13 protein-coding genes and 1 riboswitch are annotated in these 12,669 nt (G+C 67.3%); of the genes, 10 read left to right on the top strand and 3 right to left on the bottom strand.

Annotation, left to right across the window (positions count from 1 at the left end; genetic code table 11):
- Positions 1–3 precede the first annotated feature (3 nt).
- On the bottom strand, positions 4–408 hold the full coding sequence (gene ybgC / locus LQ564_RS23215; RefSeq protein ID WP_231060491.1) for a tol-pal system-associated acyl-CoA thioesterase: 405 nt from the start codon (positions 406–408) through the stop codon (positions 4–6).
- A gap of 342 nt (positions 409–750) precedes the next feature.
- On the opposite strand from ybgC, the gene LQ564_RS23210 reads away from it, so the two are divergent.
- Complete coding sequence (locus LQ564_RS23210; protein WP_231060490.1) at positions 751–1,185, top strand: RcnB family protein; 435 nt, start codon at positions 751–753, stop codon at positions 1,183–1,185.
- A 56-nt stretch (positions 1,186–1,241) separates the two neighbouring features.
- On the opposite strand, the gene LQ564_RS23205 is transcribed toward LQ564_RS23210, so the two are convergent.
- On the bottom strand, positions 1,242–1,988 hold the full coding sequence (locus LQ564_RS23205; protein ID WP_231060489.1) for an SDR family oxidoreductase: 747 nt from the start codon (positions 1,986–1,988) through the stop codon (positions 1,242–1,244).
- Positions 1,989–2,132: 144 nt separating this feature from the next.
- A riboswitch (ZMP/ZTP riboswitch) is annotated at positions 2,133–2,245 on the top strand.
- Positions 2,246–2,350: 105 nt separating this feature from the next.
- On the opposite strand from LQ564_RS23205, the gene glyA reads away from it, so the two are divergent.
- From glyA to LQ564_RS23160, 9 genes are all read left to right on the top strand, one after another.
- The gene (gene glyA / locus LQ564_RS23200) at positions 2,351–3,598 is read left to right on the top strand and encodes a serine hydroxymethyltransferase (RefSeq protein ID WP_231060488.1); all 1,248 of its coding nucleotides are present in this window, start codon (positions 2,351–2,353) and stop codon (positions 3,596–3,598) included.
- Positions 3,599–3,646: 48 nt separating this feature from the next.
- On the top strand, positions 3,647–4,105 hold the full coding sequence (gene nrdR / locus LQ564_RS23195) for a transcriptional regulator NrdR (protein ID WP_231060487.1): 459 nt from the start codon (positions 3,647–3,649) through the stop codon (positions 4,103–4,105).
- Between the two features lie 215 nt (positions 4,106–4,320).
- Positions 4,321–4,839 (top strand): type IV pilus modification protein PilV, encoded by a 519-nt coding sequence (gene pilV / locus LQ564_RS23190; RefSeq protein ID WP_231060486.1) that lies wholly within the window; start codon positions 4,321–4,323, stop codon positions 4,837–4,839.
- Positions 4,836–5,798: a PilW family protein gene (locus LQ564_RS23185; RefSeq protein ID WP_231060485.1), complete on the top strand. Its 963-nt coding sequence runs from the start codon at positions 4,836–4,838 to the stop codon at positions 5,796–5,798. Before pilV ends, LQ564_RS23185 begins: the two co-directional genes overlap by 4 nt.
- A 7-nt stretch (positions 5,799–5,805) precedes the next feature.
- On the top strand, positions 5,806–6,732 hold the full coding sequence (locus LQ564_RS23180; RefSeq protein ID WP_231060484.1) for a pilus assembly protein: 927 nt from the start codon (positions 5,806–5,808) through the stop codon (positions 6,730–6,732).
- A complete protein-coding gene (locus LQ564_RS23175) occupies positions 6,729–7,178 on the top strand; it encodes a type IV pilin protein (RefSeq protein ID WP_231060483.1) in 450 nt (149 codons plus the stop codon). The genes LQ564_RS23180 and LQ564_RS23175 overlap by 4 nt, the downstream gene beginning before the upstream one ends.
- The gene (locus LQ564_RS23170) at positions 7,175–7,747 is read left to right on the top strand and encodes a GspH/FimT family pseudopilin (protein WP_231060482.1); all 573 of its coding nucleotides are present in this window, start codon (positions 7,175–7,177) and stop codon (positions 7,745–7,747) included. The genes LQ564_RS23175 and LQ564_RS23170 overlap by 4 nt, the downstream gene beginning before the upstream one ends.
- Before the next feature lie 55 nt (positions 7,748–7,802).
- Positions 7,803–8,939 carry a bifunctional diaminohydroxyphosphoribosylaminopyrimidine deaminase/5-amino-6-(5-phosphoribosylamino)uracil reductase RibD gene (ribD, locus tag LQ564_RS23165; protein ID WP_371873540.1) on the top strand — a complete coding sequence of 379 codons (1,137 nt, stop codon included), beginning with the start codon at positions 7,803–7,805 and terminating at the stop codon, positions 8,937–8,939.
- Positions 8,940–8,944: 5 nt separating this feature from the next.
- The gene (locus tag LQ564_RS23160) at positions 8,945–9,568 is read left to right on the top strand and encodes a riboflavin synthase (RefSeq protein ID WP_231060481.1); all 624 of its coding nucleotides are present in this window, start codon (positions 8,945–8,947) and stop codon (positions 9,566–9,568) included.
- Between the two features lie 126 nt (positions 9,569–9,694).
- Here LQ564_RS23160 and LQ564_RS23155 read toward each other — a convergent pair whose 3' ends face one another.
- Entirely contained in the window at positions 9,695–12,619 is a 2,925-nt protein-coding gene (locus tag LQ564_RS23155) for a M16 family metallopeptidase (protein WP_231060480.1), read from the bottom strand.
- Between the last annotated feature and the right edge of the window lie 50 nt (positions 12,620–12,669).

Genomic DNA, 12,669 nt, shown 5'->3' with positions numbered 1-12,669 from the left:
TCGTTATGCGGCGCGCATTTTATCAGCAGCACTGGCCGGGAGCGAGCGCGGACGCATCGTCGCCAGGTCGACGCAGCCGACCTTGACGCTGGCGCTGGTCAGCAGCAGCTCGCCTTTCCAGGCTTGCTGGACGAAGCGGACCGAGGCGGCGCCGAGCTTGTCCACCACGGTGCGGATGGTCAGCACGTCGTCGAGGCGGGCCGGGGCGTGATAGTCGAGCGCGGCGCTGCGGACGACGAAGGCGGCGCCCTCGGCATCGAGCAATTCCTGCTGGCCGACGCCGAGCGCGCGCAGCCATTCGGTGCGGGCGCGCTCGAAGAATTTCAGGTAATTAGCGTAAAACACGATGCCACCGGCGTCGGTATCCTCGTAATAGACCCTGACTGTCCAGTCAAAAGCTGAAGGCATTTCCCCTGCCATTAAATGAAAATAGGAAACATTTTACGCGATATTTACCCTTTCTATGTACGCTTGCGTACATAAAGCCGGGAAAGGATGGTGCATGCCTCTCGGATAAGGCAGAGCAGTGCGGCGATAGTAGACGTGAAACATAGCCGAAAGGCCAATTACTGTAACACTTTCTAACATTTGCCCAGCGCCCGATACGATTAGTTACGCGGGCTAAAACGCTTGTCGTTCCGCTCACGGATACATTTGGTAGCGCTCGTTACCGGGCCGCTTCACCTGCCCGGCCCGGTTCGCGGTTCAATGGACCCATCGCAAAACACACCGCGTCAACAGGAGAGTGACATGAAATCGAAAATCATCGCATCGGCACTGATTACCCTGACCCTGGCCGCCAGCGGCAGCGCATTGGCTCAACGCGGCGACCATGGCCATGACCGTGACAACCGCTACGGCCATTCGCAATACGACGGCCGCCGCGACTACGACCGCCACGACGACCGCCGCGGCTATGACAACGACCGCCGCGGCGGCGACCGCTATTACGACGCCCGCAACTTCCGTCGCGACGACTACCGCGGCGGCGGACCGCGCCACGACCTGCGCCGGGGCCATCGCCTGAGCCACGAATATCGCGGGAACCGCTACGTCGTCAGCGACTGGCGCGCACGCCACCTGAGCGCGCCGCCGCGCGGCCATCACTGGGTCCGCGCCGGCAATGACTATGTGCTGGCAGCCATTGCAACCGGCCTGATTGCGCAGGTCTTGCTGAGCAACTGAGCCGATCGCTCCGACAAAAGCCGCGCCGTGCAATACGGTGCGGTTTTTTTTATGTCTTAGCTGCGCTTGATCGCGAACGGCGAGAAGCCCTGGCAGGTCGGCATCAGCTCGATGCTGTTGACGTTCACGTGCGGGGGCAGGGTGGCGATCCAGTAGGCGGTGTTGGCGATATCCTCGGCCGTGAGCGGCACGGTGCCCTCGTAGACCTTGGCCGCGGCCGCGTCGTCGCCCTTGAAGCGCACGTTCGAGAACTCGGTGCCGCCGCACAGGCCCGGCGCCAGGTTGGTGGCGCGCACGCCGGTGCCGACCAGGTCGGCGCGCAGGTTGAGCGTGAACTGTTCGACGAAGGCCTTGGTGGCACCGTAGACGTTGCCGCCCGGGTAGGGGTAGTGGCCCGCCACCGAACCCAGGTTGATCACCAGGCCGCTCGAGCGTGCAACCATGGACGGCAGGAGCGCGCGGGTCATGGTCACCAGGCCCTGGCAATTGGTGGCGATCATGGTGTCCCAGTCTTCCAGCGGCACCTCGTGGGCCGGCTTGGTGTTCAGGGCCAGGCCGGCATTGTTGATGAGCACGTCGATATCGCGCCAGCCTTCCGGCAGGCCATTCAGTGCCGCCTCGATCGAGGCGCGGCTGGTGACGTCCAGCGTCACCGGCAGGGCGCTGTCGCCCAGCTCGCGCGCGAGCTCGTCCAGGCGCTCGGTGCGGCGCGCGGCCAGGATGGCGCGGTGGCCATGGCTCACAAAAGTGCGCGCCATCGCGGCGCCGAAGCCGGCCGAGGCGCCGGTAATCAAGACGATCATGGGTGGGTCCTTGAGGAATGGTCCGAAAATTGTAGCCGAAACGGCTACATCTCCGCTGGCGAGCGGCTCAGCGCCTGCGGCTTGTTAGGAAGACAGCAGTTTCCTTGCCCTAAGGAGCGTAGATCACATACAATTTGGTGAATCACCGTCTCACGTAACTGGCGAAATGCCGGGCGCGTCCAAATCGCGACGTCCGGCCAAGGTGGACATCCACCGGGGAACGTGAGGCATCACCGCCGTTCGCCTGGGCAGCCATCAACGGAACGCTGTAGAGACGCGTTCGGCAGGCGCTTGTCCCGGGCCCCGCCAACACGCTGCCGACGCGATCCGTTGCCTGGTATTTCTCTCGATTGGAGTTTTACATGTTTGCAAAAGACCATACGCTTGCCAATGTCGACCCGGAACTGTGGGATGCCATTCAGAAGGAAAACGTTCGCCAGCAAGACCACATTGAACTCATCGCTTCCGAAAACTACACCTCGCCGGCCGTGATGGAAGCGCAGGGCTCGCAGCTGACCAACAAGTATGCCGAAGGCTATCCGGGCAAGCGTTACTATGGCGGCTGCGAATACGTCGACGTCGCCGAGCAGCTGGCGATCGACCGCCTGAAGCAATTGTTCGGCGCGGAAGCTGCCAACGTGCAGCCGAACTCGGGTTCGCAAGCCAACCAAGGCGTGTTCTTCGCCATGCTCAAACCCGGCGACACCATCATGGGCATGTCGCTGGCCGAAGGCGGCCACCTGACCCACGGCATGGCCCTGAACATGTCCGGTAAATGGTTCAACGTCATTTCCTACGGCCTGACCGAGCAGGAAGACATCGACTACGAGAAAATGGAAGCGCTGGCGCGCGAGCACAAGCCGAAGATGATCATCGCCGGCGCCTCGGCCTTCGCCCTGCGCATCGACTTCGAGCGTTTCGCCCGCATCGCCAAGGAAGTCGGCGCCTTCTTCATGGTCGACATGGCCCACTACGCCGGCCTGATCGCCGCGGGCGAATATCCGAACCCGGTGCCGCACGCCGACTTCGTCACCTCGACCACCCACAAATCGCTGCGCGGCCCGCGTGGCGGCATCATCCTGATGAAGGCCGAGCACGAGAAGGCCATCAACTCGGCGATCTTCCCGGGCATCCAGGGCGGTCCGCTGATGCACGTGATCGCCGGTAAGGCGGTGGCGTTCAAGGAAGCGCTGTCGCCGGAGTTCAAGGCATACCAGAAGCAGGTGGTCAAGAATGCCGCCGCCCTGGCCAACACCCTGACCGAGCGCGGCCTGCGCATCGTCTCGGGCCGAACCGAGTCGCACGTGATGCTGGTGGACCTGCGTTCGAAGGGCCTGACCGGCAAGGAAGCGGAAGCCATCCTGGGCCAGGCGCACATGACCTGCAATAAGAACGGCATCCCGAACGACCCGCAGAAGCCTTTCGTCACCTCCGGCATCCGCCTGGGCAGCCCGGCCTTCACTACCCGCGGCTTCAAGGAAGAAGACGCGGTCAAGGTCGGCCACCTGATCGCCGACGTGCTGGACAACCCGCACGACGCCGCGACCATCGAGCGCGTGAAGGCGGAAGTGAAGCAGCTGACCGACAAGTATCCGGTCTACGCGAAGTAAGCAACCAGGGGCCGCGTCCATGCGGCCCCGTTTTGGGCACCCGGCGCCATGAAATGTCCTTTCTGCCAGAATGAAGATACCCAAGTCCTCGACACGCGCGTGTCCGAGGAGGGGGACGCCATTCGCCGGCGCCGGCGCTGCTCGAAGTGCGACAAGCGCTTCACCACGTATGAACGCATCGAATTGTCGATGCCGATCCTGGTCAAGAAGAACGGCAGCCGCATGGAATATGCGCCCGCCAAGCTGCGCGGCAGCCTGATGCTGGCCCTGCGCAAGCGCCCGGTCGCGGCCGAGGCGATCGACGCCGCCGTGGCCACCATCGAGGAAAAGCTCCTGACCAGCGGCCGCCGCGAAGTCGATACCGGCTACGTTGGCGAACTGGTGATGCAGGAACTCAAGCGCCTCGATAAGATCGCCTACATCCGCTTCGCCTCGGTCTACAAGAACTTCGAAGACCTGGCCGAGTTCCAGGAAGCCCTGGCCGAAGTCGGCCACCCTCGCAAGTAAAGCTGTTCGTAGGGTGGGCGCCCCCCCCCCCCCGCCCACGCGTCCAACTCCCCGTCGCACCGTGGCAGAGCGCGTCTCCGCCCAACAGTTCCCCAATCCCGATTAGTCCAACTCATGGCCGGCTCTGTCTCGCCTGATATCGTCACAGCTCGCCACCGGCACGCCATCTTGCGCATGCCGGCCCATCGATGCTCCAGCGCTTTCGGGAGAACACCGTGCAGTCGCACGAACAAGGCTTCACACTGGTCGAAGTGCTGGTCGCACTCTTCGTGCTGGCCGTCGGCATCGTCGGCGCCGGCGCCGTGCAGATCACGGCCGAACGCACCCGCCAGCAAGCCAGCCTGAGATCCGACGCCGCGCAGCTGGTCAATGCCCTGTCCGCCCGCATGCGCGTCAACCCCGCCATCGCCGCGCTGCCGGACGGCGCCAATCCCTATCTCTCCTTCCACTACGACGCGGCCGATGGTTTGCCCGCCGCACCCGCCTCCTGCTTCGGCGGCAGCAGCTGCGCTCCAGGCGCACTGGCCCAGTTCGACCTGCACGAGATGCGCCAGGCCTTGTTCACCCAATTCCCGCATGGCCGGCTGACCGTGTGCCGGGACGGCGCGCCATGGGACGCCACGCGCAAGGCATACCGATGGAACTGCGATGGCGCCGCCGATGCGCTGCCGGTGGTGAAGCTCGGCTGGCAGGGCACGGGCGACGGCCCTGGATATGTGATGGTGCTCCGATGAGACGCCTCGAACGCGGCATGACCATGGCCGAGCTCCTGGTCGCCATGAGCATCGGACTGGTGGTCCTACTGGCCGCCGGCAGCCTGTTCGTCTGGGCCAACCGCGCCTTCGCGGCCCAGCTGGAAACGGCGGCCATGGACGATGCGGGCCGCTACGCGCTCGAAGTCGTTGCCCGCGCGGTGCGCCAGTCGGCCGCCGCCGATTGGGAGCGCGCGAGCGGCGGCCCCGATCCGGCCGCACCCGCCGCGCTGAGCGGACTCGACGCACACAGCGTGCCGCGCACCGGCTTCGCCATCGACAATGCGTCGCCGCTCGCCATCAACGGCAGCGACGTGCTGGCGATACGCTTCCCCGGCAGCGGCGCGCCGCCCGCTGGCGACGGCGGCAGCCTGGACTGCGCCGGCTTCGGCGTCCACGGCGACGAGGAGGGCTGGAGCATCTTCTACGTGGCGCGCAACGCCCAGGACGAGGCCGAGCTGCGCTGCAAGTACCGCGGCGCCAGCAATTGGTCGTCCGACGCCGTGGTCGGCGCGGTCGACAGCTTCCAGTTGCTGTACGGCGTCGACCTCGACGGCGATGGCGCGCCCGAACGCTACCTGAACGCCAGCTCCCTGGCCGAGCTCGACGCCGGCCTCGCATTGGCGGGCGCGACGGCCGCCCAGCGCGAAGCCGACCTGCGGCGGCGCACGCACTGGAAGAAGATCGCCAGCGTGCGCGTGGCGCTGCTGCTGCATGGTCCGGTCAGCAAGCTGGACAGCACGCGCCAGGTCGTCCATGCGCTGTTCGGGCCGGACTACGGCGCGGCGCATGGCCAAGCGGATGCCGGCACGTGGCTGCCGGAAGCGGAGTTGGCCAGGCTCGGCGATCCGGGCCGGCCTGCGCGCGACGGCGGCAATGGCGAACCGCGTTACCGCAAGGTGTTCGCCACCACTGTCGCTGTGCCGGCGCGGGCAAGGTGAGGGCGCGATGACAATCCTGCCTTTTTCGATGAGTCGGCATGCGCCCCATGAGCGGCAGGCGCGGCAGCGCGGCATTGCGCTCCTGACCGCCTTGCTCCTGATGCTCGCGGTCTTGATGACCGGCATCGCCGCCGCGCGCGCCGCGATCGGCTCCGCCCGTATCTCGGGACACGAACGCGACCGCATGCTGGCATTGCACGGCGCCATGGCGGGACTGCTCGATGCCGAGCACGATATCGAGGGCGGCGCGGATCCCGGCTCGGCCCGCGCAATGGCGCTGGCGAACGCGGACCCGGATGCTTTTGCAGAAGGGTGCCGGGGCAGCGCATCGTACGAGGGGCTGTGCCGCCACGGCGGCGCCGACGACATTCACGACGCCCTGTCCGACCCGGACGGCCCCGGTGTCACCCTCGGCGCCTACAGCGGCGCCCGCATGCCGCTCGGCGGCGGCGCGCTCGCCGTACAGCCGCCGCGCTACCTGATCGAGCTGATGCCATCGGGGCCGGAAGCCGTGCTGTACCGCATCACCGCGCTCGGCTTCGGCAGCGTGGACACGACGCAGGCGGCGGTGCAGGCGTATTACCGCAAGCTGCGGCCACCTGGTCCGCCCGGGCCGGGAGCCGGTCCGCCGTCCGGGCCGGACCCGGCTTCACCGGATACGCCGGGCGCGCCTGGTATGCCTGGTGTGCCCAGTGTGCCGGACGCGCCTGGTGGCCCGGACCCTTCGGCGCCCGAAGGCGCTGGCGGTCCGGCAGCGCCTTCCGGACCTCCCGGGCCGGACACGCCGCCCGGCACACCCGACCCGCCCGGGCCCGACGCACCCCCGGGTGCGCCCGGCACGCCCGGCGGACCGGGCATCCGTGTCGGCTGGCGCGAGATCGGCAACTGGCAGGACACCATGGTGGCGGCATCGGTACGAACGGAGCGACGATGAAAAGGCGATACGGTTTTACCCTGGTCGAGGTGTTGATCGTGGTGGCGATCCTGTCGATCCTGACGGCGATCGCCTGGCCCGGCTATGCCCGGCACGCCGTCAAGGCGCGCCGCACCGAGGCGCAGCTGGCGCTGGTCGACGCCATGCAGCGCCAGGAGCAATACCGCGCCCAGCACCACAGCTACGTCGCCTTTTCCGCCAGCGATAGCGAGCCGGCCGGGCGCGACTTCCGCTGGCATCTCGGCGCGCAGCCGGAGAGCAGCGCCTACGAGATCGACGGCTACGCCTGCGACGGCCAGGACATCCGCCACTGCATTGTGCTGCGCGCCCGCCCTGGGACCGGCCGGGTCGACACGCGCTTTCGCGACCCCGACTGCGGCGTCCTGACCTTCGACAGCACCGGCGCCCAGGACGCGAGCGGGGCCGCGCCGCGCTGCTGGCCATGAGCGGTGGGCGAAAGCGACACCCGCGAACGCGCGGCGCCAGCCTGGTCGAGCTGGCGGTGGTCGTCGCCATCGCCTCGGTCATGATGGCGGTGGCGGCGCCCGACCTGCATGCACTGGTGACGGCCCAGCAGCTGCGCACGACTTCCGGCGAACTGCTGGGCGCGATCGCCCAGACCCGGGCCCAGGCGGTCGCCCGCAATGCGCGCGTCAAGCTGGCCCCGCGCGACGCCCTCGGCGCGGACTGGACCCGCGGCTGGGTCGTGTTCGTCGACCACGACGGCGACCGCCATCCCGGCCCCGGCGACGAGATCCTGCAGGTGCACGGTCCGGTGCCGGACGGCGTGCGGATCGACTTTTCCTTCACCCAGTCAGCGCCGCCGCAGTACATCGCCTACAATGGCGCCGGGCGCAGCTGCAGCGATGCGGGCGGCAACGCGTCCCGGCTCGGTACGCTGTCGCTGTTCCACGGCGAGCATATCCGCCGTATTAAAATCAATATGCTCGGACGCGTACGCGTCTGCAATCCGGCGCGCGACGATGCCTGCGAGGGCGCGGAAGCGCCGGGCTAGCGGGTAGGGGCTGGAGCTGATTCCGGCTCGCATGGACAGGAAAGCGGAACGACACGTGGCACAGGACAGGGTAGAGATTCGCGACGACACCGAAGGCATGGCGCTGGCCCTGAACTGGGCCGCGAAGGCAATGTTCATCACCGCGCCGAACCCGCGGGTCGGCTGCGTGATCGTGCGCGACGGCGTCGTGATCGGCGCCGGCCACACCCAGCCGGCCGGGCAGGCGCATGCCGAAATCCAGGCGCTGCGCGATGCGGCGGCGCGCGGCAACGACGTGCGCGGCGCCACCGCCTATGTGACCCTGGAGCCGTGCAGCCACTACGGCCGCACCCCGCCGTGCTCGAACGCCCTGGTGCAGGCCGGCATCGGGCGCGTGGTCGCCGCCATGCTCGACCCGAATCCCCTGGTCGCCGGACGCGGCCTGGCCCAGCTGGAAGCTGCCGGCATCGCCGTCACCGCGAACCTGCTGGCCGACGCCGCCCACGAACTCAATATCGGCTTCTTCTCGCGCATGCGGCGCGGCCTGCCGTGGATGCGCCTGAAGGTCGCCGCCAGCCTGGACGGCGCCACCGCTCTCGACAATGGCGAAAGCCAGTGGATCACCGGCCCGGACGCGCGCGCCGACGGCCACGCCTGGCGCGCCCGCGCGCAGGCGATCCTGACCGGCATCGGCACCGTCAAGGCCGACGACCCGCAGCTCACCGTACGCGGCATCGACACGCCCCTGCCGCCGCGTCGCGTCATCGTCGACAGCCGGCTCGAGATCGGCCTGGACGCGCGCATCCTGCAAGGCGAACCGTGCTGGATCGTTGCGGCAGTGGATGCGCCTGAAAAAAGCGCCGCCTTGCGCGCCGCCGGCCACGAGGTCATCCTGCTGCCGAACCAGCATGGCAAGGTCGACCTCCCGGCCCTGGTGCGCGAGCTCGGCCGCCGTGAGATCAATGAAGTGCACGTCGAGGCCGGCTCCAAACTGAACGCCTCGCTGGTGCGCGAAGGCTGCGTCGACGAACTGCTGGTCTACCTGGCCCCGAGCCTGATCGGGCCGGGGCAGGGCATGTTCGAGCTGCCGCCGCTGGCCAGTCTGGCCGGCAAGCGCCTGCTGCGCTTCCATGACGTGGCGCGGGTCGGCGACGACATCCGCATCCTGGCCAGGTTCGCGCCCACCAATACCGACATCACAACGAAGGAATAAGCAGCATGTTTACTGGAATCGTCGCCGCCGTCGGCAACATCACCTCCGTCACCCCGCTCGAAGGCGGCTCCTTCGCCGGCGTGCGCCTGCAGATCGACGCCGGCCCGCTGCCGCTCGCCGACGTGATTCTCGGCGACTCGATCGCCATCAACGGCGCCTGCATGACCGTGGTCGACAAGACCGAACGCAGCTTCGCCGTGGACGTCTCGCGCGAAAGCCTGAGCAAGACCGTCGGGCTGGACGCGGCGGGCGAAGTGAACCTGGAAAAGGCGCTGACCCTGGCCGAGCGCCTCGGCGGCCACCTGGTCTCCGGCCACGTCGACGGCCTCGGCACCGTGCACAGCTTCGAGCCGGTCGGTGAATCGCGCGAGCTGGTAATCGATGCGCCATGGGAGCTGGCCAAGTTCCTGGCCTACAAGGGCTCGATCGTCGTGAATGGCGTGTCCCTGACCGTGAACCGGGTCGAGGATGTGGAAGGGGAGAGCGGGAAAGTGTGCCGCTTCTCGATCAACCTGATCCCGCACACGATCGAGGTGACTACCCTCAAGCACCTGAAGGCCGGTTCGCAGGTTAACCTGGAGATCGACCTGATTGCGCGCTACGTCGAGCGCATGCTGTCCGCAAAGTAAGGTGCACCGGGCCAGGAAAGGCGGGTTCCCCGTCCGCGCGTTCAAATCACATGTGAAATCGCGCGGCGCGATTGTTCCGCGTGTGCTTGAACGCGTGGGCGGCAAAGCCGCCCACCCTACAAAAGCTTAACCGCCGGGCGTCGGCGCGCTTGATGCCGCTACTTGCGCCGCCGCTGGCGTCTCCGGATTCAACACCACCTGCACATAATTGCGCTCGTTGAAATACCGCCGCGCCGCCGTCCGGATATCGTCCGCCGTTAACGCCTGCACCTGCTGCTCCACCTGCAGGATCGCCCCCGGATCGGTCCCTTCACTGAGCGCCGACTGCAGGTAGCCGAGCCAGTAGCCATTCTCGCGCAGCGAGCGGCGATGATTCTGGATCCAGTTGCTCTTGACCTTGTCCAGGTCCGCCGCATCCGGCCCCTGCGTCTGCAGGCGCTTGATCTCGGCGAAGGTGGTCGCCAGCACCTTGTCGACGTTCTCCGGCCCGGTCGGCAAGGTCACGCCAATCGAGTAATTCCCGTACGGGATCTTGCTCAAGGCCCCGCTGGCGCCGCCGCCATAGATCAGCGACATCTGCTCGCGCAGCACGTCGATGATGCGGATGTTCGTCACTTCCAGCAGCGCCGACAGGCGCAGCTGCTCGGCTTCCGTGAATTCCGCCGGCCCGGTGAAGGTCAGCGAGATCGTGCTCTTCGGCTCGGTGCCGCTCTTGACCTCGCGCTTGATCACGCCGGTGGCCGGGCGCAGGCCGACGTCGCGGTAGGCGACCGGGATCTCGGGCGTCGGCAGGCTGCCGAGCCAGGTCGCCAGCAGCGGCTTGATCGCCACCGGGTCGAAACTGCCGACCAGGATGAAGGTCAGGTCGCGGGCAGACGAGAAGCGCTGCTTGAAGATCTCGATGCTGCGGTCGAGGTCGATCTTCTCGTACTCTTCCGGCGCCAGGCTGCGCGGCGCGCGCGGGTGGTTGTTGTAGAGCGCCGCCATCACCGCGTCGCCGAAGCGCGTGCCGGGCTGGGCGGTCTGGTTGCGCGCCTGCTCGGCCTGCTTGCCGACGTAGGAGCGGAACAAAGCCTCGTCGCGGCGCACGCCGCTGAACTTCAGCCAGGTCAGCTGCAGCATGGTCTCGATATCGGTCGCGCCCGAGGCGCCGACCACCACGTCGGTATAGTTGGCCAGCCCGACGTTTACCTGGGCCGCCTTGCCCGCCAGGATCTTGCGCATGTCCAGGGGCGTGAAATCCTTCACGCCCATGCTGGCCACGATGGCGTTGGCGAAGCGCGCATTCAGGATGTCCTGGTCGCCGAACAGGCTCTGGCCGCCAAAGCGGGCCGCGCTCATCATGACCTGGTCGTTCCGGAAATCGGTGGGTTTCAGGATCACCTTGACGCCGTTCGACAGCTCCAGGCGGGTCAGGCCGAGGGCCTTGTCCTGGGTCTGCGAGACGATCGTGCCGGCCCTGGGCGGCTTGTCCATCAGGCGCGCCGCCACCGCCTTCTCGTCGTGCCGGCTCACCTCGGCGCGCTGGGCCGCGGACACGGCGGCCAGCAATTGCTCGCCCTGCGGCGTGTCGGGACGGGTCACGCCGGTGTACAGCACCAGCTTGCCCGAATCCGCCGGGATGGTGCGGCGGGCGTAGGCATTCATTTCCTCGAGCGTGATGCCCGGCACCAGTTCCTTCACGTAGCGGTACTCCGTGTCGATGCCGGGGATCGCTTCCTGCTGCAGGAAGTTGCGGATGTACTCGGCGGCGTAGGTGCCGGAGTCGCTCTTGGCGCGCTCGTTCCAGACCTGCTCGTAGCTGCGCATCAGGTTCTTCTTCATGCGCTCGAGTTCGGCGGCGCCGAAGCCGTAGCGGCGCGCGCGCTCGTTTTCCTCGACCAGGGCCGACAGGGCGACCTCGGCGCCGCGCGGTCCCAGCGCCGCCGACGCGTTGTACGAGCGGTAGCGCGGCGTCAGCTTGCCCAGCGAGCTGGACGCACCCATGAAGGGCGGCTCCGGCAGCTGCGCCAGTTCCTGCAAGCGCTGGTTCAGCATGGCCGAGAACAGCGACTGCACCAGGTCGTCGCGGTAGGCGCGGATGGTGCCGGCTTCCTGCACCGGCTGCACCGGATAGCGGATCAGCACGGCGTTGCCGGTGGCTTCCTGGTCGGTGACGACCAGCGCCTGGGTCGCCTGGCGCGCCGGGATCTCGGCATAGGCGCGCGGGCGCGCCGGCTGCGGATTCTTCAGGTGGGCGAAGTGCGACTTCACCAGCTTCTCGGCCTGGCCTGGCTCGATGTCGCCGACCACCACCACGGCCATCAGGTCGGGGCGGTACCAGTCGCGGTAGAAGCGCGTCAATGCCTCGGGCGTGAAGCTGCGCAGCACCTCTTCGGTGCCGATCGGCAGGCGCTCGGCATATTTCGAACCGTTGAAGATGGCGGGCATGATCTGCTTGCTCATGCGGTCCGAAGCGCCTTTTCCCAGGCGCAGCTCTTCCAGCACGATGCCGCGTTCCTTGTCGATGGTCTCCGGGTCGAGGGTCAGGCCGTGGGCCCAGTCTTCCAGCACCTGGAAGGCCTTGGTGACGTTCTCCGGCTTGTCGGTCGGGATCGGCAGGATGTAGACGGTTTCGTCGAACGAGGTGTAGGCGTTCAGGTCGGCGCCGAAGCCGACGCCGATCGACTGCAGGTAGGACACCAGCTCGTGCTTGCGGAAATTGGTCGAGCCATTGAAAGCCATGTGCTCGATGAAGTGGGCCAGGCCGCGCTGGTCCTCGTCCTCGAGGATGGAGCCGGCCTTGACCACCAGGCGCAGCTCGAGCTTGCGTTCCGGACGGGCGTTCTTCTGGATGTAATACGTCAGGCCATTGGCCAGCTTGCCGACCTTGACTTGCGGGCCGACCGGAATCGGGGCGTCGAGCCGCAGCGGCGCGGCGGTCGCCGCGGGCGCAACGGTGGCGGCAGCAGCAGCCCCCTTGGCCGCGATGGCGCCAGTTGCGGCATTCGCCGGCAGCTGCGCGCACAGCAGCGCGGCCAGGCAAAGGCCGCGCGTGAAATTCTTGCTCATTGATGATTCCTGGTTGGTGAACGAGCGGACGAGCTGGCATTCTACCGTGC

The sequence above is a fragment of the Massilia phyllostachyos genome, from assembly GCF_021044825.1.
In the GTDB taxonomy this organism is placed as follows: Bacteria; Pseudomonadota; Gammaproteobacteria; order Burkholderiales; family Burkholderiaceae_D; genus Telluria; species Telluria phyllostachyos.
This window is presented reverse-complemented; position numbering and strand designations above follow the sequence as displayed.

What these genes read in the sequence shown, in the direction of transcription:
- ybgC (WP_231060491.1), bottom strand. Translation starts at nt 408, where the DNA reads ATGCCTTCAGCTTTTGACTGGACAGTCAGGGTCTATTACGAGGATACC.
- LQ564_RS23210 (WP_231060490.1), top strand. Translation starts at nt 751, where the DNA reads ATGAAATCGAAAATCATCGCATCGGCACTGATTACCCTGACCCTGGCC.
- LQ564_RS23205 (WP_231060489.1), bottom strand. Translation starts at nt 1,988, where the DNA reads ATGATCGTCTTGATTACCGGCGCCTCGGCCGGCTTCGGCGCCGCGATG.
- glyA (WP_231060488.1), top strand. Translation starts at nt 2,351, where the DNA reads ATGTTTGCAAAAGACCATACGCTTGCCAATGTCGACCCGGAACTGTGG.
- nrdR (WP_231060487.1), top strand. Translation starts at nt 3,647, where the DNA reads ATGAAATGTCCTTTCTGCCAGAATGAAGATACCCAAGTCCTCGACACG.
- LQ564_RS23185 (WP_231060485.1), top strand. Translation starts at nt 4,836, where the DNA reads ATGAGACGCCTCGAACGCGGCATGACCATGGCCGAGCTCCTGGTCGCC.
- LQ564_RS23180 (WP_231060484.1), top strand. Translation starts at nt 5,806, where the DNA reads ATGACAATCCTGCCTTTTTCGATGAGTCGGCATGCGCCCCATGAGCGG.
- LQ564_RS23175 (WP_231060483.1), top strand. Translation starts at nt 6,729, where the DNA reads ATGAAAAGGCGATACGGTTTTACCCTGGTCGAGGTGTTGATCGTGGTG.
- LQ564_RS23170 (WP_231060482.1), top strand. Translation starts at nt 7,175, where the DNA reads ATGAGCGGTGGGCGAAAGCGACACCCGCGAACGCGCGGCGCCAGCCTG.
- LQ564_RS23160 (WP_231060481.1), top strand. Translation starts at nt 8,945, where the DNA reads ATGTTTACTGGAATCGTCGCCGCCGTCGGCAACATCACCTCCGTCACC.
- LQ564_RS23155 (WP_231060480.1), bottom strand. Translation starts at nt 12,619, where the DNA reads ATGAGCAAGAATTTCACGCGCGGCCTTTGCCTGGCCGCGCTGCTGTGC.